This window comes from Ruegeria faecimaris (genome assembly GCF_900182615.1).
Taxonomy (GTDB): Bacteria; Pseudomonadota; Alphaproteobacteria; order Rhodobacterales; family Rhodobacteraceae; genus Ruegeria; species Ruegeria faecimaris.
Genome location: NZ_FXTE01000010.1, coordinates 1 through 23915, shown reverse-complemented (window position 1 = coordinate 23915; position 23915 = coordinate 1). Strand labels below are relative to the sequence as shown.

Annotated in this window: 23 protein-coding genes and 1 pseudogene; 14 read left to right on the top strand and 10 right to left on the bottom strand. The window is 55.4% G+C overall.

What is annotated here, in order from left to right; all coding sequences use genetic code 11:
• Positions 1-3: 3 nt before the first annotated feature.
• The 4 genes from FN806_RS14810 to FN806_RS14795 all read left to right on the top strand — a co-directional run bounded on the left by FN806_RS14810 (position 4) and on the right by FN806_RS14795 (position 4542).
• Complete coding sequence (locus FN806_RS14810; protein ID WP_185956718.1) at positions 4-831, top strand: DUF3237 domain-containing protein; 828 nt, start codon at positions 4-6, stop codon at positions 829-831.
• Positions 824-2872 (top strand): hydroxysqualene dehydroxylase, encoded by a 2049-nt coding sequence (locus tag FN806_RS14805; RefSeq protein WP_142638506.1) that lies wholly within the window; start codon positions 824-826, stop codon positions 2870-2872. The genes FN806_RS14810 and FN806_RS14805 overlap by 8 nt, the downstream gene beginning before the upstream one ends.
• Before the next feature lie 3 nt (positions 2873-2875).
• The gene (locus tag FN806_RS14800; RefSeq protein ID WP_221929491.1) at positions 2876-3946 is read left to right on the top strand and encodes a polyprenyl synthetase family protein; all 1071 of its coding nucleotides are present in this window, start codon (positions 2876-2878) and stop codon (positions 3944-3946) included.
• Between the two features lie 131 nt (positions 3947-4077).
• Positions 4078-4542 (top strand): hypothetical protein, encoded by a 465-nt coding sequence (locus tag FN806_RS14795; RefSeq protein ID WP_142638504.1) that lies wholly within the window; start codon positions 4078-4080, stop codon positions 4540-4542.
• Between the two features lie 510 nt (positions 4543-5052).
• On the opposite strand, the gene FN806_RS14790 is transcribed toward FN806_RS14795, so the two are convergent.
• Positions 5053-5949, bottom strand: coding sequence for an alpha/beta fold hydrolase (locus FN806_RS14790; protein ID WP_185956717.1), 897 nt, complete (start codon positions 5947-5949; stop codon positions 5053-5055).
• 26 nt (positions 5950-5975) lie between these two features.
• A complete protein-coding gene (locus FN806_RS14785; RefSeq protein ID WP_221929490.1) occupies positions 5976-7223 on the bottom strand; it encodes an MFS transporter in 1248 nt (415 codons plus the stop codon).
• Positions 7224-7293: 70 nt separating this feature from the next.
• Between FN806_RS14785 and FN806_RS14780 the strand changes: the two genes are divergently transcribed.
• On the top strand, positions 7294-7710 hold the full coding sequence (locus tag FN806_RS14780; RefSeq protein WP_142638500.1) for a helix-turn-helix domain-containing protein: 417 nt from the start codon (positions 7294-7296) through the stop codon (positions 7708-7710).
• A gap of 95 nt (positions 7711-7805) precedes the next feature.
• On the opposite strand, the gene FN806_RS14775 is transcribed toward FN806_RS14780, so the two are convergent.
• A complete protein-coding gene (locus FN806_RS14775; RefSeq protein ID WP_142638499.1) occupies positions 7806-8828 on the bottom strand; it encodes an alpha/beta hydrolase family protein in 1023 nt (340 codons plus the stop codon).
• Positions 8829-8965: 137 nt separating this feature from the next.
• Here FN806_RS14775 and FN806_RS14770 point away from each other — a divergent pair, with 137 nt between their 5' ends.
• Both FN806_RS14770 and FN806_RS14760 read left to right on the top strand, forming a co-directional pair.
• Positions 8966-9988, top strand: a complete 1023-nt coding sequence (locus FN806_RS14770; protein ID WP_142638497.1) for a helix-turn-helix domain-containing protein — start codon at positions 8966-8968, stop codon at positions 9986-9988.
• Between the two features lie 237 nt (positions 9989-10225).
• On the top strand, positions 10226-10882 hold the full coding sequence (locus FN806_RS14760) for a helix-turn-helix domain-containing protein (protein WP_185956716.1): 657 nt from the start codon (positions 10226-10228) through the stop codon (positions 10880-10882).
• Here the strand turns inward: FN806_RS14760 and FN806_RS14755 are convergent.
• Genes FN806_RS14755 through FN806_RS14735 form a run of 5 tightly spaced genes read right to left on the bottom strand, consistent with a single transcriptional unit; the run spans position 10860 to position 15222 of the window.
• Positions 10860-11357: a GNAT family N-acetyltransferase gene (locus FN806_RS14755; RefSeq protein WP_142638492.1), complete on the bottom strand. Its 498-nt coding sequence runs from the start codon at positions 11355-11357 to the stop codon at positions 10860-10862. The two genes, FN806_RS14760 and FN806_RS14755, sit on opposite strands and share 23 nt — an antisense overlap.
• A gap of 28 nt (positions 11358-11385) precedes the next feature.
• Complete coding sequence (locus FN806_RS14750) at positions 11386-12453, bottom strand: heme-dependent oxidative N-demethylase family protein (RefSeq protein ID WP_142638490.1); 1068 nt, start codon at positions 12451-12453, stop codon at positions 11386-11388.
• Positions 12454-12466: 13 nt separating this feature from the next.
• On the bottom strand, positions 12467-13429 hold the full coding sequence (locus FN806_RS14745; RefSeq protein ID WP_142638488.1) for a PDR/VanB family oxidoreductase: 963 nt from the start codon (positions 13427-13429) through the stop codon (positions 12467-12469).
• Positions 13426-14022 (bottom strand): dimethylamine monooxygenase subunit DmmA family protein, encoded by a 597-nt coding sequence (locus tag FN806_RS14740; RefSeq protein ID WP_142638486.1) that lies wholly within the window; start codon positions 14020-14022, stop codon positions 13426-13428. Before FN806_RS14740 ends, FN806_RS14745 begins: the two co-directional genes overlap by 4 nt.
• Before the next feature lie 54 nt (positions 14023-14076).
• Positions 14077-15222 (bottom strand): aminomethyl transferase family protein, encoded by a 1146-nt coding sequence (locus tag FN806_RS14735; protein WP_142638484.1) that lies wholly within the window; start codon positions 15220-15222, stop codon positions 14077-14079.
• Between the two features lie 339 nt (positions 15223-15561).
• On the opposite strand from FN806_RS14735, the gene FN806_RS14730 reads away from it, so the two are divergent.
• From FN806_RS14730 to glnT, 6 genes are all read left to right on the top strand, one after another.
• On the top strand, positions 15562-16935 hold the full coding sequence (locus FN806_RS14730) for an ammonium transporter (RefSeq protein ID WP_142638482.1): 1374 nt from the start codon (positions 15562-15564) through the stop codon (positions 16933-16935).
• Positions 16936-16946: 11 nt separating this feature from the next.
• Positions 16947-17162 (top strand): hypothetical protein, encoded by a 216-nt coding sequence (locus FN806_RS14725; RefSeq protein ID WP_142638480.1) that lies wholly within the window; start codon positions 16947-16949, stop codon positions 17160-17162.
• Between the two features lie 148 nt (positions 17163-17310).
• Complete coding sequence (locus FN806_RS14720; protein WP_142638478.1) at positions 17311-18240, top strand: class II glutamine amidotransferase; 930 nt, start codon at positions 17311-17313, stop codon at positions 18238-18240.
• A 1-nt stretch (position 18241) separates the two neighbouring features.
• Positions 18242-18925, top strand: coding sequence for a GltB/FmdC/FwdC-like GXGXG domain-containing protein (locus tag FN806_RS14715; RefSeq protein ID WP_142638476.1), 684 nt, complete (start codon positions 18242-18244; stop codon positions 18923-18925).
• A gap of 20 nt (positions 18926-18945) precedes the next feature.
• A complete protein-coding gene (locus FN806_RS14710; RefSeq protein ID WP_142638687.1) occupies positions 18946-20274 on the top strand; it encodes an FMN-binding glutamate synthase family protein in 1329 nt (442 codons plus the stop codon).
• Positions 20275-20354: 80 nt separating this feature from the next.
• A complete protein-coding gene (gene glnT / locus FN806_RS14705) occupies positions 20355-21683 on the top strand; it encodes a type III glutamate--ammonia ligase (RefSeq protein WP_142638474.1) in 1329 nt (442 codons plus the stop codon).
• Between the two features lie 431 nt (positions 21684-22114).
• Here the strand turns inward: glnT and FN806_RS14700 are convergent, their stop codons facing one another.
• The gene (locus FN806_RS14700; protein ID WP_142638472.1) at positions 22115-22549 is read right to left on the bottom strand and encodes a group II truncated hemoglobin; all 435 of its coding nucleotides are present in this window, start codon (positions 22547-22549) and stop codon (positions 22115-22117) included.
• A 139-nt stretch (positions 22550-22688) separates the two neighbouring features.
• Here FN806_RS14700 and FN806_RS14695 point away from each other — a divergent pair, with 139 nt between their 5' ends.
• Complete coding sequence (locus tag FN806_RS14695; protein ID WP_142638470.1) at positions 22689-23534, top strand: DMT family transporter; 846 nt, start codon at positions 22689-22691, stop codon at positions 23532-23534.
• Between the two features lie 249 nt (positions 23535-23783).
• Here the strand turns inward: FN806_RS14695 and FN806_RS14690 are convergent.
• Positions 23784-23915 (bottom strand): annotated as a pseudogene (locus tag FN806_RS14690) (bifunctional methylenetetrahydrofolate dehydrogenase/methenyltetrahydrofolate cyclohydrolase); the annotation flags it as partial.

Sequence of the window (23915 nt, the reverse complement as noted above, 5' to 3'; positions counted from 1 at the left end):
GGTATGCGGGAATTCAGCGACGGCGGGGTCACCCTGCGCTGGTCCGAGGCCGCCTTTCAGGCAGCCACCGGGGTACAGCGGGTTCTGGTTGAGGCCGGGCCTGCGATATCTCCGCATGACACGCTGCGCCTGTTCTATCGCGAAGGGGACGGACCTGAACGGGCTGTCCGTGGGTGGCCACTGGGTCAGGATCCACAATCGGGGTTGCAACAATTTGCAGCGGCCCTGCCGGTTCCCGCTGTGGGAAAACTGATGACCTGGCGGCCGGTTCTGACCTCGGGCGGGCGCGATTATGACCCCGGAAACGCGGTCGCGCCGAAACCAGAAGATCGCGCGCCAAAACACGAGACATCCAGCCCGGTGCTGGATCATATCGCCCATTTTGAGGTGCCGTTTTCGGGCAACTTCAACCCATCGGGTGAAACTCCCGATGGCATATGGCTGCATTTTGCGATCAAAGAAGGCGGTACCGTGACCGGCCCGAACCTGAACGGAACGATCGAGCCCGTGGGCGGAGACTGGATGCGCGTGCGCCCTGATGGTGTGGGTATTCTGCATGCCAAGGCGCTGATCAATCCGACAACCGGCGGTGCCCCGGTCATGTTCGACGATACCGGGATCTGCGATTTCGGTACGGATGGCTATGCCGCCCTTGCCAAGGGCAAGCTGCCACCCAGTGCCCCGGTTCGGCTGGCACCCCGGTATCTGACCTCGAATCCGCGTTATATGTGGATCAACCGTCTGCAGGGTTTCGGGATCGGAGAGGCCAGCCTGTCCGACATCACCCTGCGATTTGACGTCTATTCCGCGAAAGGAACATCCGATGGCTGAAAAGGTGGTCATATTAGGCGGAGGCGTCGGCGGGATGAGCGCCGCGCATGAGCTGATCGAACGGGGTTTCGAAGTCGAAGTGTATGAGCGTCAGCTTATCGCCGGCGGCAAGGCACGCAGCATTCCCGTGCTTGAAGGTGAAGACGATCACGGTTCGAAAGAGGAACATATCAGAGCGCTGAAAGACTGGATCGGGATGCACGGCTATGACCTGCCACCCGGTGTCAAACGCCCCTGGTTGCCCGGTGAACATGGGTTCCGGTTCTTCCCCAACTTCTACCGGCACATCACCAATACGATGTCGCGCACGCCCTATTATGACAAGGGCACCTGCTACGACAATCTGGTTCCGACAACCCAGGTATTGGTCAGCCAGTTCGACCACCCCGGTATCATCGTACCCGAGCGGTTTCCACAATCGCTAAAAGAGGTCGCCAATGCGCTCAAGACCTTTGCCTATACAATCTCGCCGCGCAACGAAATCGACTTTGAGGATATCGAACATTTCCTTGGTTGCATGTGGCGCATAGCGACCTCGTGCAAAGAGCGCCGGTTCGATGAGTATGAACGTATCGGCTGGTGGGAATTCATCGGCGCCGCGGAGCGGTCCGAAGCCTATCAGAAGTTTCTGGCAATCGGCCTGACCCGGTCACTGGTGGCGGCCAAAGCGACAACCGCAAGCACCAAGACCGTCGGCGATGTCGCCATTCAACTGCAGCTTGGGATCGCAACACCCGAGGCGACCAGCAACAGGCTGCTGAACGGGCCAACCAATCTGGTCTGGATTCAGCCTTGGCTGGAATATCTGAAAAGCCGGGGTGTGGTGTACCATTTCGATTCCAAGGTGACCGGGATTGAATGCCGAAACGGCCGAATTGCCAGCGCCACGGTTGAACAGGACGGCACGCAAAAGCAGGTCACCGGTGATTGGTTCATCAGCGCCTTGCCCATTGAACGCATTGCACCTTTGGTGACGCCGGCCATGACAAAGGTAGATCCGGGTCTGGCCAAGCTGCCATTGCTTGCCGAAGACGTGCAATGGATGAATGGCATACAGTTTTACCTGACCAAGGATGTTGAACTAGCCCATGGCCATGTGATCTTTATCGACAGCCCTTGGGCGCTGACGGCTGTTTCGCAAAAACAATTCTGGTCCCAGATAGATTTTGAAAACTGGGCCGATGGTAAGACCAAGGGATTACTCTCGGTCGATATTTCCGAATGGGACAAGCCGGGCACGAACGGAAAAACCGCGCGCGACAGCTCTCGTGAAGAAATCGCCAAAGAGGTCTGGGAACAGCTCAAACGCAGCCTGAACGTTGATGGCAACATCGTCCTCAGGGATGAAGAACTGCATTATTGGTTCCTGGATCCCGACATCGTTGAGGACCCCGATCATCCTGCCCGAGAAAGCAATGTCGAACCGCTGTTGGTAAACCGCATTAACAGCTGGCGGCTGCGGCCCGAAGCGGCGACGCTGATTCCGAACTTTATGCTTGCGTCCGACTACGTCCGGACCAACACCGACCTGGCCACCATGGAAGGCGCAAATGAGGCTGCCCGAAGAGCCGTCAATGCCATCCTACGGCGCAGTGGTTCTGAGGCGCAGCCCTGTGAAATCTGGGATCTGCATGAGCCCGACATCCTGCAACCCCTGCGGGCCTATGACTATGCCCGATATCAGGCGGGTGAGCCCTGGGATGAACGCTTTGCCATCGCTGTCGAGGCCGCTTTGCGCATGGGACAAGACGCCACCGGCACCAAACGTGGTGGGCAAGGACCGCTGGCCGCGATTGGTCCGCTGACGGCCGAATACTCCAAGCCCGGCGGAATTGTCGAAGACCCTGCGATCTCGGACGCGTTGCGCATGGTCGCGGCACCTCCTGAGCTCTATAATCTGATGGCCGCGCATCTGCCGGGCCGGGACACACCGATCCCCGGCGCGGACTTTGCCGAAGATCTGGCGATCGGCATTGTTGAGGCGACCTCACCGCCAACCGACACGTCCGGTCGCAAAGTCATCATCACACAGAAGGGCTGACAGGTGACTGTTCCCAAGGCGCAGCCGGCATCCGCGGCCACGCAAGGCTTCCTTGAGCAGCTGACGCGTTATGGCGATCAGGCGCGCAAGGTACTGTTGGACAAAATGCCAACGGGTGAGCCGCAAGCCTATCTCTATGGGCCTATGCGGGACTATATCGAAACCTCGGGCAAAGGGCTTAGACCTGCCCTTCTTCTGGCCACGTGTGAAGCATTCGGCGGAAAAGCCGAGGATGCCGAAATTGCTGCTGCGGTCATCGAATTGCTGCACAATGCATTTCTGGTTCATGACGATATCGAAGACCTCAGCGATTTCCGACGGGGTCGGGAATGTATGCACAAACGTCTTGGTGTGCCCTTGGCGATCAATATCGGCGACGGCATGCAATCTCTGGCGCTAAGCCTGCTGCGCCAGAACCTCGGCCCTCTGGGCCCGATGACCGGCGCGCGTGTGGTGGACGAATTTGATCACCTGCTGAAAGAGTCGATCGAGGGCCAAGCCCTTGAATTGGGATGGATAAAAGACAATCGCCTTGACCTCAGCCCGTCCGACTATCTGACCATGTGTCTGAAGAAAACCTGCTGGTACAGCTTCATTCACCCGATGCGTATAGGTGCCCTGATCGCGCGCCCGGACGATGTCGCCTCCGGGGCGCTGAATCTGGATGACTTCAACGCGTTCGGCTTTTTTCTGGGGGCCGCCTTTCAGATCCAGGATGACGTTCTGAATCTTGTGGGAAGCCAGGGTAAATACGGCAAAGAGATCGGTGGGGATATCTACGAAGGCAAACGCACGCTGATGCTGGGACGTCTTGGGGCGCAGGCGGATCGGCAGGAACAGTCCCGACTGTCAGAGTTTCTAGAAAAGCCAAGAACGGCCCGTTCGGAGCAAGAGGTCGAATGGGTATTGGCGCGGATGAACCACTATTCTTGCATTGAATATGCTCAGGCCGCAGCAAATGACCTGCTTGCGGCGGCCCGTCGGGAATTCGATGTTGTATTTGCAAATACCAACGCGGCGCCGCGCGCGTTTCTTGGTCAGTTCATGGATTATCTGGTGGCGCGTCAGGTCTAACACTCGCCCTATTTTTTTGTAGATATTCAATATCTTAAATTTCGAAATCCCGTGAATCCACCGCCGAATCCAATACGCATTCCTTTCAAGTTTGTCATTTACTAAACGCTGTAGGCTGTGCACATTGAGCTATGCCTTATTTCGAGCGAAAACCATTTGTCAGCGCTCTCCGCACGGCCACCAAGGCCGTTCCGGAGCAGGATACACTTCCGATATCTCAGATCGCACGGGGCATTCTGAATGCGGAAAACAGCACCACACAACAACTGGACGGACCCTTTCACTGCCGCAAGCCCTGCAGGCCCGGTGAGACAGGAACCATTCTGTTGTCCTTTGCTGCACCTGCCGGAGCAGACGTTGTCGACTTGCAGTTCGAACCGGGCGACATGATCAGCCGCGACGGCAACGTGTTGCCAACCGACAAGATGAGCATCCAACCTTCCGCAGTCCGTATTCCCCCGGGACAGGCCGTCGACGTTGCCGTAAGCCTCACCATTCATGATCTGGCAGAACCCGGCCAGTATCAGGGGCGCGTATACACCAAAGGCAGCGAAAACACCGCCATCGTTGTCACCTTTGAGGTTGTAGCTGACTAAAGTGATCCTGCCCCGAAGGTACGGTGCAGTATTGCCCGTGGTCGGAGTTTTCTATTTCGATTGCACATATGCAGAAAATAGCTTCGAAAAATATTTCGATTTGTAATCATCTGCCTCATACGAAGCTGGCACCGGGCGAGGCTAAACATGCGCCTCATAGATAACTTAACTATTCCTGCCATTGGGCTTTTAGGTGCCACAGCCAACGTGAATGCCGAGCAAGAACAAACAGCTTTTTAAATCGGGTGAGATGGGTCGCCTTGGCACAAAATTCGACCAAAAGATTACCGGCAAAACGATATAAACTGCTGAGCAACATCGACGCGCGAAGCGAAATGACCAGCCAGAATTGTCCCCTGTCTCTCGCATACGGAATCGAAGGCGGTCAGGCATCGCGCTTTGCTTCAGCCACCTCACGCAACCAAAAAAATGACGATGCCCTGAACCCAAATTGCGCGCACTCGGAATTGCCGCGATTGTCCGATTTGAGAACGCGCTTCTGCTTGATACTCAACCGCTCAAATCTTCTACGGCTTGGCGCACAGCAGCGATCATCTGCGGCGCCAAACCGTTGTGACCCAGTCTCTCAATCTCCTCAAATTGAAGCTTTCCAGCTTGGGCAAAGGCACGGGCAGGTTCAATCGGGCATATTAGGTCATCCGCCCCATGGATCAAACGATGTGGGAGTACGGCGATTGTATTTGGATCTCCGGGGCCGGTAGCAGGTAGGAAGAAATTATTAAGCCAGTACCAAAGGTACACGCGGGTGCGATTTATGTCGCTTTGGGTGACGGATGCCGGAAGCCGCACAGTGCCGGGTTGCGGTCCATGAAATGCATCTTCAAGCGCCATCACACGGCGGGCTGCCTCACGTGCTTGCGCGTCATTATCTTCCATACGGGCAAACCATGCTATGGCAGGATGGAGCTGTTCTGTCTCATCGAGAGGATCGAGAAACAGGCCGCGCGCACGCTGCCCGGCTTCGAAACGCTTTGCCCTATCGCGCAACATCCACTGGTCCATTGAAGGGCGGCAGATATGCGTGCTGCGCACGATCAATGCGCGTACCCGATCAGGATGAGCGGATGCGTAGGCCAATGCCAGTGCGCCACCCCATGAACCACCCAGCACTATCCAATCTTCATATCCCAGGGCCATCCGGATAGCCTCGGCATCGCGTAGGGTGTGCTGGGTCGTGTTTACAGTGACCCGACCAGCTCTGCCCGACAACCCTGTTCCGCGTTGGTCAAAAAGAACCACCCGATGGCGGTCGGCGTCGAAATAGGCTGTGTGCTGCGGGTTGAGACCCGACCCTGGCCCCCCATGGAAAATGAGCGCGGGCGTATCGCCATGCCCCCAAATCTGTACGTTCAAGCCGTCTATTGGGACAGGTTTAAAAGTGTTCATCGGTAGGACTGCGACCTCCTTTATCATTATCTCGCGACTGTCTTACTGGTGATGCTCTTCAACGAAGTTCGACGCGAAAGCCAATACGCCACGATGGCCAATACCCCGCAGATTACAAAGGTGAGCTGCATCCCGTTGGCAATCGCTTCAGCAGATGCTGCCTCGACGGTGCGGGCCCCGATCCCAAAGGAAAAGACCGTCCCCATGACAGAGGCGCCGAAAATAAGGCCCAGATTGCGCGACAAGCCAAGCAGCCCTGAAACTGTCCCCCGCTGATCTGCCCGAACCCCCACCATGATCATGGTGTTGTTGGCGGCCTGAAACAACTGGTATCCCGGTGTCAGGATGCTGATAGCGCCAATGTAACCAATGACACCGAATGCGACTGGCAGGACCGCAAGCGCAAAGGTCCCGGTGGTCAGAGCAATGAGCCCAAGCGACAGAACACGCGCCGCCACCCATGCATCCACTAGCCGACCCGATGGGACGCCGAGGAAGATCGATATGATTGGTCCGACCGACATGACAAGCCCCACTTTCGCCGCGCTCAGCCCAAGAGACTGCCCCAGAAAGAAGGGGCCTATCAGCAAAGTGGTCAACATCACATTTGCCACCAGAAAATTTGCCGCAAGGCCGGGGATTGCGCCGCTCTTTCGCAGTGCAGTTAGTCCGACCAGAGGTGTTATCCCAGAGGAAACACTTGCAGGCAAAAGCCGAACGGCCAAAATGGCCGTAGTCAGGCTCATCGGCACCAGGACAAAGAACACTCCTTGCCACCCGAGTTTTCCAATCAGCACGCCACCCAACGAAGGTCCCAGTGCGGTTCCGACCGCCGACATCGTGCCCAACAGGCCCATGGCTTGCCCGACACGCTCTGTTTGAAAAATATCGCGAACGAGTGCGACGGTCAGCACCATGAGGAATGCAGCGCCAATTCCTTGAAGAGACCGCGCGGCACTCAACACCTTAAGATTAGGCGCCAAGCCGCAAAACGCAGAGGCCAGCGCGAAAAGTATAAGCCCGAAGATCAGCATCTGCTGTCGTCCAAAGCGGTCCCCAAGTCGTCCAGCCAACACAGAGAACAGCGTCAGTGTCGCGAGATATGCGATCACCACCCATTGCACTTGATGTACCTGCGCCTTCAGGTCCTGGGCGATTGCAGGCAAGGCGATATTGGCAATGCTAGTGCCCAATGAGGCCAGCAGCATGGACAGGGAGAAACACAACAAAGCGCCGGGTCTCGTTGTCTTCAATGCATTTGATTTGATGTGCACGACTATTTTCCTCTTGTCGGAATCGCTACAGAAGGCGACGTTACGAGTTCAAGTCGACTTGAGGTCAAGCATGAAACTTTTGGATATAGGCGAGGTGTCGAAAAAGACCGGCACCCCAACTTCAACGCTGCGTTACTATGATGAGCTTGGCCTGATCTCGTCTGTTGCGCGGCACGGGCTTCGTCGGCAGTTCACGCCGGATGTCTTATTGCAACTAGCCCTGATCACGATGGGCAAATCTGCAGGGTTTTCACTTGAGGAAATCTCGGGGATGTTCGGCCTTGATGGAACTCCGAATATCCCCCGGCAAGAGTTTCACATTCGTGCGGATGCGCTGGATCGGCAAATCCGCGAGCTGACGGCGCTGCGCGATACCCTGCGACATGTGGCGGATTGCCCGGCGCCATCGCATTTGGAATGCCCAACATTCAGACGGCTCATCGACCTCGCCCATCACCGGGGCACGAAGAAAGCCAGTGGCAGGTAGCGGCAATCCAACTACGAATTTTTGGTATACCGCTGAGGGGTATGGTCGGCCCGCACCATTGGATGCAATGCCGATATGTAAGTGTCCGAAATACACTAATTCAGATCGAAGTGAGCGGCCAAACTGTCAATTATCATGTCAAGGACTTGGGCGCGGTCCGTTCCCACGGGATCAGTGCAAACAGGATCGTCCTGCTCTTCGATCAAAATCGCTTCACCGGCGGGCTTACATAATCCAAGCGCGGTGAAATGCATTGCGGGCGCGATCGTCATCACCGCGGCCTGAGGAACCAGCGCCTCAAAATTGCTTCCCAGAGCGCTCGTGTCTGTTGCATTCAGCCTGTCGGCCCCGTCACCCAATCCAATCAGAAAAAGCGAGGCTGTCACGTCCCGCACATCCTTATACGCAAGATCCCAAGTTAGTCCCGGATCAATGGCTGCGACGGCACTGACCCGTGGATCCTTGTAAGATGCCTCATATTTTTCTTGGTCGATTGCGGTTACATTGACGCCCTCTGCCGTCAGCTTTGCGCAAAATTGTGACCCTGCCCCTGCGGCCTCGCAATAATCGAAAAATCCGTCACGATTGCCCTGGACGCCCGCAAGCGAAAGGGCTGTCCAGCCACCATAAGAGAAGCCCGTGGCGTAGATCCGTGAAGTGTCGATGAGGGGGGCGAAAACCGGGTCTTGCAGCGCGTGATCCAACGCGGCGGACATGTCCTGGGCGCGGGTCCAATGATTAAATGCGGTAGCGAAATCCAAATCTAAGGTCGTGCTGCCTGGATGGTTTACTGCCACAACGATTGCACCTTGCGAGACCAACCCCGCACTAAGCCACGCCATTCGTGCATAATTGCCGCCCCATCCGTGTGAGAGAAGAACAACCGGATGTTGCCCTGGCACCGGCTTGGCGTTTTCGACTACTGCTGTTCCATAGAACACTGCATTTTCTGCAAACATAGTCTGGCGCTGACCTGCCGCAGGGAACATGACAGCCATTTGCATGTCCTGATCATGATGAGGTGCGGCAATCGTCAATTCGACGAGGCCGACATCTTGTGCAGCAATTTCCGTACCCGCCGAAAGGGTCATGACGAGGGTAAGAAGAGGAAGTTTCATGGCGCGCCTTTTTTGTAGGGTGGCATTAGTGTCGGCCTACATTCAGACGCTGTCGGGATTTCATACGACCTGAATCCGGTTTAAGGTCGCGCAGATCAGGATTTAGGTCCTATGACAGACGAAAACGGACCCCCCTGATGCCAGTTCTACCAATCCCAATGATTACTGCCCTGCTGCTTTCGGGCTTTCTTTTACATCGCTTTCTGACCCGCAAAACCCATCCCACGCTTTTGGTCCTCATCGGATGCTGCGCAGCACAAAGTGCGGTTATCGCGCTTGTGCAATATTATGGCTTTACGGGTCTCAGGGTCGTTCAGCCCATTCTTGCGACTGTAATTGCCGCATCCGCGTGGCTGTCCTTTCGTCAGGCCTCGGTGGGTTATCTGCGCAGACAGGACTTGTATTTGCATGCGGTAGGTCCGGCCCTTGCGATAAGTTTTCTGGCAACCCAACCCGAAGCGCTGGACGTGTTGATCCCCTTTCTCTTTGCGGCATACGGTATCGCCATCGCGTTTATGCTCTTGCGCGGCGAAGATTGTTTGCCCCATAGCCGCTTAGAAAACGGGCGCATGATTGTTTGGGTTTGGCGTGTTCTGGCCATCGCTTTGATCGCCTCAGCAGGCAGCGACATATTCATTGCAGTCCGCCTTGCATCAGGAGACACCGAGGTCTTGCTCTGGCTGCCAAGCCTGTTTTCCGCAATCACATTGCTCATATTAGGGGCGCTCAGCCTATCGCATGCAATCGAAAGCCAGAGCATTGGTTCTGACACGCGCGATGCGTATTCCAAGCAAGATAAAACCCGTGACACCGCTATTGTCGAAAAGCTCGACGCCTATATGGAAACACATAAGCCATATCTCGATCCCGATCTCACACTGGCCCGGTTGGCCCGAAAATTGCAGGTTCCAGAAAAGCAGCTTTCAAGCGCAATCAACAAAGGCAAAAGCGAGAATGTGTCTCGCTACATCAATAGGCATCGGATTTCTCACGCTTGCGCCGTAATGAAGACTGGAAAATCGGTGACCGAGGCGATGCTGGCCAGCGGGTTTAACACCAAGTCGAACTTCAACCGCGAGTTCTTAAGGGTGATCGGCGTCAATCCGCGTCGCTGGTTGAGGTCTCCTGTGGAAGTGCCCGATGAAAGGGTCAAAACCTAAGACGTTCTGGTGTACCAAGCATCCTTGCCACAGCTGCCGAACCTTGATTTAGGACATCGGCGTCAGAGCCGTGAAAGCCGTCAAACAGTGAGAATCCGATCTCTATTCTGTTTTCTGTCAGCATGATTATATTACTATCAGGAAAAACTGATGCTATGGTAATCCGAATAGAATTGGGTATTGCGCCGCGCCTGCTTGCAGAACCGGTTTGGACACGTGTAGCAAGACGTTGAAAGAATGAAATTGAAAAAACGCGACAAAGAAATGGCAGCAAACCTGACGCAGGACCCACATTCCGTTCGTTCGGGTGACAGAGAGAAAGTTCTTGAAGTTGCCATCGGCCGCGAGGTTCGTGCCTTTCGCAAACAGCAGAACATAACGGTCGCAGAGCTGGCCCAGTTGACCGGCCTGTCGATTGGCATGCTGTCCAAGATCGAAAACGGAAATACGTCGCCGTCATTGACGACTCTGCAATCGCTGGCGGATGCGCTTTCGGTTCCTTTGACAAGCTTTTTCCGGCAGTTTGAAGAACGCCGCGAGGCGGTTCATACAAAAGCAGGAGAAGGCGTCGAACTGGAGCGTGAAGGAACACGTGCGAACCATCAGTATAACCTGTTGGGACATATTGGTGCCAACGGATCCGGCGTGATCGTAGAACCGTATCTGATTACCCTGACCGCTGAATCAGATGTGTTCCCAACTTTCCAACATGGCGGGATCGAGACGATTTACATGCTGGACGGTGAGGTGGATTACCGCCACGGGGACCAGATTTACCCGCTAAAACCCGGCGATACCCTGTTCTTTGATGCAGATGCTCCGCATGGGCCCGAACGGCTTGTCAGTCTGCCGGCGCGGTATATATCAGTGATCAGCTATCCGCAGACAAACTGATCGGTTTGCGCAATAAGAAATCTGTGGGTCTGTCATAACCTTCGCGACTGCCCGTGCTTACGATCGTGAACCCCAGCCTCGAAAATACGCGATGGTTTTCAGTAAGTTCCACGCGTGTTTCCAGTTCCAGCGCAGGTAAGCCAAGCTCTGCAGCACGGCGTACAGCATGATCCACCAACCTGCGGCCGATACCCTGACCCCGCAATCCATCCTTCACCGCAAGCTTTCCAAGGTACAAACTGTCGGGCTTGGGCGTCAGAAACATACACGCGAAAAGTGGTCGCCCAACGGCCCAGATCTCGCCGCCACCCTGACAATGCACCTGCATTCCTTCCACGTTCAGACTATGGATAGAAGACGGAGGGTCGATCCGGGCATCCATGTACTGAAATGACGCGCGAAGCAGCGCAAGCACGTCATACAAAGCAAAATCGTCACTCGAGATGAGCCAAGGCGCTTCGACCGGATCAATCATATGAGTTGAGAAATTTCGCAAGTCTCGCTTACTTAGACAAAGGTGGTTCCGTTTCCAAATCCGGCCAGATCCCCGGAGACGTGGGCAACCCGTCGTCAAACTGGCTGAGATAGTCCAACATCATGGGGCGGTTATCGATGAACCCTTTATAGGTTGCCAGCTCGACCGGCAGGTCCCGGATGACCCGATGCAGACGACGGCCCCATTTGGGTACGGTCATCAGGTCCTGAAAACTACACAGGTAGCAGCGGATCGGGAACACCAGGGCGTTGGAACGCGGTAGGCGGAAAAAGGTTTGCAACTCGACCCGCAGATACTGTTTGTGCGCTATGTTTTCAGGTGTCAGCGTCGTCTTCTGGATACCCCATTTGTGATAGTTTTCCGGGCTGGTATCCAGCAGCGGATTCACTGTCATAGTCCAATTCAGACGCCGTGCCGGGGCACCCTGTTGAATGTTCAGCAGGAATTTCAGGGCGCGTTGGAAAATGCCCATTTCATGGGCTTTGGGAACCGGCGCGTGCCATTCGAAAAAGTTCATTCCGATGTCAAAATCCAGGCTCCAATCCGCTTGGGTCGTCACCATTCCCGCGTCCATCCACAGCATCTCGTCACGCTGATCCAGCACGGCGAAATCACCCTGTGCCTGACGGGTGATGTATTCCATCGGCCCGTACGGAAGCGTGGTTTCGTCCATGAAGGTAAAGCTGTGATCAATGCCCATCGGTTTGTTGACCCAGCGCCACTGGTTGCCATTGCGATGCAGTTCGAACAGATCGGGATAGTCTTCGGATTTGCTGACCATGATCAGCTCTAGCAAGTCCCAACCGGCCAAAGTCATATGCGGCAGTGACTGGCAGCGCAACGGATCCTGATCCAATACCATGGCGCGGTCTTTCATCTCGGACACATAGTGTTCGTCGACGTCGAACCGCATCTCGTAGACCGATCCTTTGGGCCCGCCGCGATGCTGTTCCATGTTGACCGAATACATATAGCTGTCTTCGTGAAACGGAAACGGAAAGCGTTTGATCGCCCAGTCCGAGTTGTGAAACGTATAGTCATCGCGGAAGGATTCGTCGTTGAATTGAATGGTCATGTTGGGCCTCCTCTCAACGGTCCAGCACGAGGGACTTGCCCTCGAAGCGCGATACACAGGGCATGATTTTCTTGCCCGCGGCCTTTTCTTCGCCGGTCAGCCAGTGATCGCGGTGAACGAAATTACCTTCATGGTCGAGCACAACGGTTTCGCACTGACCGCAGGCCCCACCGCGGCACAGATACGGTGCGTCCACGCCTTCACGTTCGATGGCCTCCAACAGGCTTTCGTTTTCACCCACATGAATGACCTTATCCGATGCCGCCAAGCGCACCTCGAACGGTTTGCCGGGCTGAGGCGCCAGGAACTCTTCGTAGTGCACGCAATCTTCGGGCCAGCCTTCGGCGGCAGCCGTGTTTCGGACCCAGTCGATCATGCCCTTTGGACCACACACATACACATGCGTTCCCAAGGGTTGCCCGCTGAGCAGATTTTTCAGATCGATCGCCTGGCTCTGATCGTCATAGTACAGATGGGTTTCGTTCGGATGCCTGTCTGTCAGTTGCTCAGCATAAGATGCCAAGGCAGTGTTTCGGCACGCGTAATGCAACTCCCAATGCCCGTGCAGCAATTCCAACTGTTTGATCTGCGCCAGAAACGGGGTGATCCCGATGCCACCGGCCAGAAACAGATGCTTGCGGGCGCGCAAGTCCAGTGAAAACAAGTTGACCGGATAGCTGATGGTCATCTCGTCGCCCAGCTTGACCTGGCGGTGCATGAACAGCGACCCCCCCCTGCCCTCATCATCGCGTCGAACCGAAATTGTATAAGATGACTGATCAAACGGATCCGACATCAACGAATAGGGGTTAAGCCGTGTAATGGCACCATCCTTCATTTCGACCACAGTATGTGCCCCGCCCGAAAAGGTTGGTAATGGCGTGCCGTCGATACGTTCGAACCGGAACCGCGTCACCAATTCGTTCAGCGGAGTGATCTCGGTCACCTTGACCTGAATTTTCTCAGCACCGCTCATTCGTAAATCCCCTTCGACTCGGGCACATTACCATGATCCTCGGCGTCGATACGGACGCCCTGATAGGCGGCAAGACGGCGGGAGTAGTGATCGCGCACAAACAGGTTTAAGCCGCAATGTGAACAGACAAACGGGTCAATCTCGACGTCTTCGGTGATGCCCTTGCAATGCACGCATTGCATCCGACGGGCGACCGATCCGCGATGTTCGGTCTGGATCGCCGTGTGTGGCAGACCCACAGCCATCACTTCATTCATGGCCTGCCCCATCATGCCTTCGGTGCCGGTCAGGTAGACCTGCAATCCCATATGCGCGTCCTCCAGAACCCGACGAATGCGCGGCAGAGACGCCTCGAAAGACGGGCCTTCATAGAACTGAGCAGGGTTCAATGCCCTTAGCTTTTCCGCGAAATCCGTGCCTTTCGGGATATAGATCAGATGGGTTTTGGCCATCAGGTCAGGTGTTGCGATGTCGAGAATGGCTTCGGCCCCTTCAGCCTCGGCTATCATGAGATGATGTTCGCCCTGGCGAACCTCTAGCGTGCCCCAGACCGGGCGGCTTGCGATTGACTTGGGAAATTCGAACTTTGACATTGTGCCCTCAATAGGAAAAGGGCGCCACGGTGTGTCCGTCGCGCCCCCTGAAACTCAGCCCTTTGCGGTTCTGATCGATTTGTCCTGATCGTAGAACGGCATCTCTTCCGCAGTTGCCGTTATTTCTGTCCCATCGCCGTTACGCACCGTCAGCTTGGTGCCGGGTGATGCACATGCGACCGGCATCCGCGCGATACCCACATTGTGACCATTGATATCAGAATACATGCCGAAGGTGACAACGCCGACTTTCTCGCCGTTTTGCAGCAGATCCGCGCCTTCATCCGCCGGCGTCGTGCCGTTCAGTTTGACGCCATAGATCTTAAACCGCTCTTTGCCTTGCGATGCATAGTGGTTCTCGGCGCCGATAAAGCCGGTTTTTCCAGGTGAGACAGTGAAATCCAGGCCCAGTTCCCACAGTGTATCGCCGCAGGTATCGCCATCGAACGGATAGGTTTCGGAATTGTCGCCGGGGTAAAACAGCAGGTAGCTTTCGGTGCGCAACAGGTCGAGCGTCGAGAACTGGACCGGGACGATGCCCATATCCTTGCCATCAGCCAGAATGCTGTCCCACAAGTGAACGGCGTGCTTGGCCTGACAGAAGATCTCATACCCGCGCTCACCGGTATAGCCGGTCCGCGAAATCATCACCGGGCAGCCATATAGCTTGGTCTGCATGATGCCGAAATAGGCCAGATCGCGAATTCCGGGGATGTGCTTAGCCAGGAAGTCTACAGCCACCGGACCCTGCAGCGACATGTCATGCATGTCATCATCGAAGATGACCGAACAATTCTTACCCGCCGCCACGGATGTCAGCTGCTCCATTCCTGTGCCTGTGCCATGCACCACCAGCCACGTGTTCACCGACAGGCGATAGATGATGCAATCATCAACAAACTTGCCTTCGGCATTCAGGATTGAGGCATAGGTCGACCGCCCCGGCATGATCTTTTCGACGTTCCGCGTGGTGACACGATCAATGACATAGGCGGCATCCTCACCAACCACGTGAACCTTTTTCAAGCCGGAAACATCCATAAGACCAGCTTTGGTTCGAATTGCTTCGTAGTCAGCTTTGGCACGTTCAGGGCTTTGGTCATAGAACCAAGCAGTCCCCATCCCGTTCCAGTCTTCAAGCTCGCCGCCGATCTGGGCGTGGCGCTGCGCAAGGGCCGACGTCCTCCAAAGAATGGCCATGGTTCGGTTCTCCCGTTGATCATTTTTGTTGCCCATATTGAGGCCGATGTTGGGTTGAAAATCAACACTTGTGTGCAGAATTTTTTCCTGTTGGGAATATTTGCCTGCAATTTTTGCACCCTAAGAACATTCGAGAATATTGATATTTCTTTTCTTTATCTGTGGCTTAGTGCGTTTTTTGACGTGTGAGGACATACATCAAGCACCGACCTTAAAGATGTTTGCCCCACATATCTATTGACAGGTCGCCAATGAGATTGTCCCCTTAGTATACAATTATTCCCAGCAGGAAATGCTTCGCAGAAAGACCTCCTGCTGCAACAACAGGGAGACTACGAAGTGGATGGCAATCTAAATGCACTTACGACGGTCTTTACCGAGTTTTATTACTGGGTAACGGTCGTCTTCATGTTCCTCATCCATGTGGGCTTTTGCATGTACGAAGTCGGCGCCAGCCGGGCCCGTAACCATATGCACACATTGATGAAAAACATCATGATCATCCCGCTGGTGACGGTCACGTTCTTCTTCTTTGGATGGTGGATCTACTGGGCGTTCCCGAACTTTCCGTTCTGGGGCGGTCTCGACACCGAAGCAGGTGCCGCAAATCTACCGTGGGCGAACACAATGGCAACCAATTTGGACGACAGAATCACAGGGGTCTTCTGGGCCGCGTTCCTTCTGTTCTCGTGGACGGCTGCCTCGATCGTTTCTGGTTCAGTGATCGAACGGATCAGGTCATCAGCTTTGTGGGTCCATGCAGTCATGATCGGGTCCGTCTGGTGGATCATCGACGCTGCTTGGGGCTGGCACTATGGTGGCTGGATGGTGCGCATCTTGGGATATCACGATGCATATGCGTCAGGCGTTATCCATGCAATCGCAGGTGGTTACGCACTTGGTGTGATCATGGTACTGGGTCCACGACTTGGCAAGTTCGCCAAAGATGGAACGCCGCGGGATATTCCTCCGCATAATCCATGGTTGCTGACCATCGGAATTTTCCTGATCTATACCGGGTTCTGGGGCTTCTATGCCGCCTGTAACGTTCCGGTAATCTCGCCCGAGGTTATCGACGGTCAGATCGTTGGCGCCACCTGGACTGCAACCAACATCTATCTGGCCCCGACCACGCTGTCGGCGATTACGTTCAACTTCCTGATGTCGCTGTCGGGCGGGTTGATGGCAGCCTATGTCGTCTCGAAGGGAGATGCCTTCTGGACCTTCTCGGGCGGTCTGGCCGGTATCATCACCGCGTCTGCTGGAAACGATTTGTATCACCCGATCCAAGCGATGATCATTGCCGCAATCGGCGTCGTGATCGTCTATAATCTGCACTACTGGGTAGAGCGTCGGTTCAAGCTGGATGATGCTGTCGGTGCTGTAGCCGTGCATGGCTATGCAGGTGTCGTCGGGCTGGTCATCGCGGGCTTTGTCCTGTGGGGCGTGCCTTCGTCACCATATGAAGGTTATGCAACCATCAACCCGATCGGTCAGATCACGGGTGCGGTCATCATGTTCTTTGTCCTTGGGTTCCTGCCAGGCTGGGCTCTAGCGAAAATGCAATCCGCTGCCGGCGTACTGCGCATCCCGGAAGAAGTTGAACTTCAGGGTCTCGATTACGCTGAACACCATGCCTATGAGGACGCCAAAGCTGCCATTATCGAAGCCGATAAAGAAGAACTGGCCGCCCGTGGCGTAGCAGTGAAATGAGGGAGTAAGATATGTCTACGAATGGTTATACAAACTGGGCCGTGGATCTGGCCGAAGTCGGGCCGGTCTATCCCTTCCAAGGTTACGAAGTTCTAATGGTCATCATTGGTGTCGTCTTCTGGGTTGGCTGGCATCGCATCCAATTCGTCCGCGAAGCTGAGCACCTGGAAAAGGCGCGCCATACCGGTGACGAAGAAAAGGTGAAAGCACAGTTGGAGCGATATTGATCCAGCCTTGAATGCTTGCAATGGGCGCGAAAAACACAGGTCGCGCCCATTGCCTCTTAGGAAAAAAACTTTCCTATGATTATTGATGTCCCACTGATTTGTTGGTACCGTCGAATCATAATGAAACACATAAGGAGATCTGCCAGCCATGTGCGGAATTGTTGGATTATTCCTCAAAGACCAGTCTCTTGCGCCCCAACTGGGCAATATGCTGACAGACATGCTGATCACGATGACAGATCGTGGCCCCGATAGTGCCGGTATTGCAATCTACGGCTCTGAGTCCGATGGCAAAACCAAGATTACAGTTCAGTCCCCCAACCCCGAAACGGACTTCGTCGACTTGGCTGATGAGCTAGGCAAAAGTCTTGGCGTGACGGTTGGTCAGGCAGACAATGATACACATGCCGTCTTGGAAATTCCCGCCCGTCAGTTCGAAGCCGCGCGCGCCGCGCTGGCTGAAATCCGGCCGACGGTTCGTATCATGAGTCGTGGCGAAAGCCTCGAAATCTACAAGGAAGTTGGCCTGCCCAAGGATGTTGCAGACCGCTTCAGCCTCAGCGGCATGAGCGGCACTCATGGCATTGGACACACACGCATGGCGACGGAATCCGCCGTGACAACAATGGGCGCACATCCGTTCAACACGGGGTCCGATCAATGTCTGGTTCACAACGGATCCCTGTCCAACCACAACTCGTTGCGCCGCAAGTTGCGCCGCGAAGGCGTTACCATCCAGACAGAGAACGACACCGAAGTTGGTGCCGCATACCTGACCTGGAAAATGATGAATGGCGCCACTTTAGGGGAAGCTCTGGAATCCAGCATTGATGATCTGGACGGGTTTTTCACCTTTGTAGTAGGGACCAAAGACGGGTTTGGCGTCGTACGTGACCCAATCGCTTGCAAGCCTGCAGTGATGGCAGAAACGGATCAATATGTTGCCTTTGGCAGCGAATACCGCGCCTTGGTGAACCTGCCGGGCATTGAAGACGCCCGAGTTTGGGAACCTGAACCAGCCACCGTTTATTTCTGGTCGCACAACGACAGTCCCACAACTCACGAAAAGGCCGCCTGAAATGCAGACCTATGATTTAGAGGCAGACGGACTGCGTGGATTGAACTCGTCCCTGCAGGCGCAAAACGCCGAGACCAACCAAACCAGCTGGGAAATTGTAAATCCAAAAGGCAGCCATGCGATTGCTGTCGGACTGGACGCGCCGATCGAAGTGACGGTCAAGGGGTCTACCGGATACTATTGTGCCGGCATGAACCAACAGGCGACCATCAAGGTTCAAGGCTCAGTTGGTCCGGGTGTGGCTGAGAATATGATGTCCGGCCAGGTCATCGTCGATGGCGACGCCAGCCAGTATGCCGGGGCCACAGGCCATGGTGGGTTGCTGGTCATCAAGGGCAACGCAAGCTCGCGCTGCGGTATTTCGATGAAAGGTATCGACATCGTGGTGCATGGCAATATCGGGCACATGTCCGCCTTCATGGCACAGGCAGGAAATCTGGTCGTCTGCGGAGATGCGGGCGATGCGCTGGGGGACTCACTCTACGAGGCACGGCTGTTCGTGCGTGGTTCGGTCAAAAGCCTCGGTGCTGATTGCATCGAGAAAGAAATGCGCCCTGAGCATCTGGATATTCTGAGGGATCTGCTGGACCGCGCTGGCAGCGACGCCAAGCCGGAAGAGTTCAAACGCTATGGCTCGGCTCGTCAGCTTTACAATTTCGACATCGACAATTCCGCAGCTTACTGAGGAAGAAGGGTATGAAAGATATGGACGATCAGATCCCCCGCACCCTGCCGATTCAGTCGGCGACATTTACCAATCCGATCAATGCTGAGATCCGTCGCGCCGCTGCGACAGGTATCTATGACATTCGTGGCGGTGGCGCCAAACGGAAAGTTCCTCATTTCGACGATCTACTCTTTCTGGGTGCGTCGGTGTCGCGCTATCCGTTGGAAGGCTATCGGGAACGTTGCGATACCTCAGTAACGTTGGGCACGCGCTTTGCCAAAAAGCCGATCGAGCTGGATATCCCGATCACCATTGCGGGTATGAGCTTTGGCGCGTTGTCCGGTCCGGCGAAAGAAGCTCTGGGCCGCGGCGCATCCGCAGCGGGCACGTCAACCACCACCGGTGATGGAGGCATGACGCCCGAGGAACGTGGCCACTCAACCAAGCTGGTGTATCAATACCTGCCCTCACGCTATGGCATGAATCCCAACGATCTGCGTAAGGCTGATGCGATTGAGATTGTGGTTGGCCAAGGCGCCAAACCCGGCGGGGGCGGCATGTTGTTGGGTCAAAAGATCAGTGACCGTGTGGCCGAGATGCGGACCCTGCCCAAAGGCATTGACCAACGGTCCGCTTGCCGCCATCCAGACTGGACAGGGCCGGACGACCTTGAGATCAAGATCCTCGAACTTCGGGAAATCACTGATTGGCAAGTGCCTATCTATGTGAAAGTTGGCGCCACGCGCCCCTACTACGACACTGCATTGGCAGTGAAAGCCGGGGCGGACGTTGTCGTCATGGATGGCATGCAGGGCGGCACCGCTGCGACGCAGGACGTATTCATTGAACATGTCGGGTTGCCAACACTGTCATGCATCCGCCCTGCCGTTCAGGCATTGCAGGATCTGGGCGTACATCGTGAGGTTCAGTTGGTCATCTCAGGCGGCATTCGCACCGGGGCCGATGTGGCCAAGGCATTGGCACTGGGTGCAGATGCAGTTGCCATTGGCACGGCTGCTCTGGTGGCCCTTGGGGACAACGATCCCAAATGGGAATCCGAATACCAGAAGCTGGGCACAACCACTGGCGCTTATGACGATTGGCACGAAGGTCAGGACCCGGCAGGGATCACCACGCAAGACCCCGACCTGGCTGCGCGTCTTGACCCGGTTGCTGCGGGTCGCAGGCTGCGCAACTACTTGAAGGTGATGGCGCTTGAGGCCCAAACCATCGCGCGTGCATGTGGCCACAATCACCTGCACAATCTCGAACCTGAAGACCTGTGTGCCCTGACAATGGAGGCGGCCGCCATGGCGCGTGTCCCCTTGGCGGGCACCAGTTGGTACCCGGGCAAGGAAGGGTTCTGAACCGATGCTGCGCGGCTCCCTGATGGGGGCCGCGTTTTTGCTTTGAAAAACTAGAATTCAACAGGGAAAGGAAAGCAATCGTGACGACAGATCTCGCAGCTTTCGCAAAAGAAAAAGGCGTCAAATACTTCATGATCTCGTTCACCGACCTGTTCGGTGGACAGAGGGCTAAACTGGTTCCTGCGCAGGCGATTGCCGACATGCAGCAAGATGGTGCAGGCTTTGCCGGGTTCGCCACCTGGCTGGATATGACACCGGCTCATCCTGACATGCTGGCAGTTCCAGACCCATCATCGGTCATTCAGCTGCCCTGGAAGCCCGAAGTGGCTTGGGTTGCTGGCAACTGCGTTATGGAAGGCAGCGATGTCGCGCAAGCCCCTCGTAATGTATTGCGCCGCCTGATCGACGAAGCTGCAAGCGAAGGAATGCATGTCAAAACCGGTATCGAAGCCGAGTTCTTCCTGATGACGCCGGACGGAGAACAGATTAGCGATCCTTTCGATACAGCTGAAAAGCCTTGCTATGACCAACAGGCCGTGATGCGCCGGTATGATGTCGTGCGTGAAATCTGTGACTACATGCTGGAACTGGGCTGGGGACCTTATCAGAACGACCACGAGGACGCCAACGGCCAGTTCGAGATGAATTGGGAATTTGACGACGTTCTGCGCACTGCTGATAAACACTCTTTCTTCAAGTTCATGACCAAATCGGTTGCTGAAAAACATGGGCTGCGTGCGACATTCATGCCGAAACCGGTGGAAGGCCTGACCGGTAATGGCTGTCATGCGCATATCTCGGTCTGGGATGCGCCAGGCGATGCGGCCAAGACCAACGTGTTTGCAGGCGAGGGCGACGGCCCGACCGGTGAGGTTGGTCTGGGAGAGCGTGGCAAGCACTTCCTCGGTGGCATCATGAAGCACGCGTCAGCACTGGCCGCGATCACCAACCCCACGGTGAACAGCTACAAACGCATCAACGCGCCGCGGACGATGTCGGGTGCAACATGGGCGCCCAACACCGTGACATGGACGGGCAACAACCGGACTCACATGGTGCGTGTGCCCGGCCCCGGGCGGTTTGAATTGCGTCTGCCGGACGGAGCAACCAACCCCTACCTGCTTCAGGCCGTGATCATTGCGGCTGGACTGTCAGGTATCCGATCCAAAGCAGACCCTGGCAAGCGCTGGGATATCGATATGTATGCCGAAGGCCATAAAGTGCGCGGAGCACCAAAGTTGCCGTTGAACATGCTTGATGCACTGCGCGAATACGACAAAGACAAAGACCTGAAGGGCATGATGGGCGCCGAATTCTCGTCTGCTTTCCTGAAGATGAAGCATCAGGAGTGGAATTCCTTCGTGTCGCATTTCTCGCGCTGGGAAAAGGAAAACACGCTGGATATCTGATCCGGTAAAACTGGAAGACATCGAGGTTGCGGCCTGTGCCGCGGCCTTGTTGTTCATTAACCAACAACGATCACGCCGGGATGTTTTTTCAGTCAACACGCGCCGGGCGAAGATCGCGGCGCGTCTTTTGCACACATATCGTCAAACGGGGATTCCGTTGAAATTGTGCGCCTTTAAGACGGGAACCCAATCCCCGCATTGCACAGCTGCTTTGGGCAGCCCCTTGGTTGTCTGGGAAATCGGAACCATCCCTGGCTTGCGGCCGAAAAGCAGTCAATCAGGGCATGGGCTAAGGGTGCTGTGCAAAAGATGACACCTAAACGACGATATCGCGATCGAGCAAATCTCTATGACGTTCAATACTTAAGACCGCTTCATCTAATCTGAACGGTTGGTTGTTTGACGACTGATTTCGAGACCCTGCAAATAGCCTATTCTGGGACTTCTTGTCCTTTTTTCCTATCCACCTCGATGCGCCAGTCGGGAACGTCGTTAACAAGCATCAATGCCGCACGTCGCAGGGAGGTTCGCATCTTATCCACCGCCGGGCCGCGCAGTTCACAATCTTCCAAAGCGGCGTCAAAGGTTTCCAGCCAAAGCTCTGCATCGGCCTCGCGAATAGGCACATGGGCATGTATTTCCCGTAAATCCATGTGGCCAAATCGTTCCCGGTAATAAGCTCGGCCGCCCAAAAAACCGCTGAGGAACTCGAACTGTGCTTGCCTTGTATGGTTCAATCCGTGACCCCGAAAATGCAGCCGGTGCAAGGAATACACAGCCGGATCGGCCTCCATTCGATCATAAAATTGTTCGACAAGCGCGCGCAGGCTCTCTTCGCCTCCAAGTTGATCCAAAGCCGAGGACATAGTGGATTCTCCGGGTCTCCAGTGCCTAATTTATTGCATAACAGGAATATTAGTTTATCAACAGTGACATCTTGGCGCTGTTGATATCTGGGACCGAACACATGCCAATATGGTCGACACTACAACAATCTTCCCTTACATGAGCGCCCTTGCACTCGGGTTGCTAGCTGCGTTGTGCTGGGGCATTCATGATCTCTCGGTCCGCTATATCAGCCAGTCCGTCAGCGTGGTCGCCTCGCTTATGTTTGTGTTACTCTTTGGTGCCATCCTGCAGATCGGGATGGTTGCAGCCTGGGGCGACATCAACCCCATGTCGGGCAACGCGATGGCTTATGCGATTGCAGCAGGTTTTTTTTACCTCTTGGCCGGGCTCAGCATGTACGAGGCTTTTCATCGGGGGCCCGTGCGATTGGTTGCGCCGCTAGTTGCCAGCTATCCGGTCTTGTCCGTCACCGTCGCAATTTGGCGCGGCTCGACTGTCAGTGCATGGCACTGGTTGGCCGTAATTGCGATCGGCCTCGGAGTATCCATCGTCGCAGCCCGCTCAGACAAAACCGAGACAACCTACCCTGCCCGTGGCCCAACCATTGTCTTGTCTTTGCTGGCCGCAACCGGGTTCGCCGCAGCATTTGCCCTGGGGCAATACGCGGCAGAGATCAGCGACGAATACACCGTGTCTCTAATCGGTCGACTTACGGCAATTCTGGTTCTGGCAGCGATAGCTTTTGCGTCTCGCAAGTCGATTTGGCCCGGCACAAAAGCACTGCCCCTTTTGTGCTTAATGGGTTTACTGGATGCGGTCGCAATTCTCAGTGTGGTCGCGGCCGGTAGGTTGCCCAATGCCCAATATGCATCCGTCGCGGCTTCGGTTTTTGGACTACTGACTGTTGTCCTTGCCTGGGCAATCTTGAAAGAGCGTATGTCACCAAGCCAGTGGCTTGGTTGTGTCGTCGCGTTTGCCGGAATCGGCTATCTCGCGCTCTGAGGACGGCCTTGCGAATTGACGTGCCTGATGGGCTGCAGCCGGGCTGTTTGGCAGGCACTCAATCTCGCCTGAGCGTGGCGGTCCGGATTCACACAACGCTCGTAGTAGGGGGGATCGGAGGGAATTGGTAGGCGACACGCCAATGGATACGATCACCATGCACTAGTTACGACCTAAAAGGTCGCCAATACCTACCTAAATCAGAACGGAAAAAAGAACAGCCGCAGTTTGAACAGCGGCGGCCTCGTTTTAAGCCGTCAGGCCTTCTGGTTCGGGGAGTTTGTTAGCGCGGCATGCGGCGGTCAGGGTGTTGGCCAGCAGGCATGCGATTGTCATGGGGCCGACGCCACCGGGGACGGGGGTGATTGCTCCGGCGCGTTC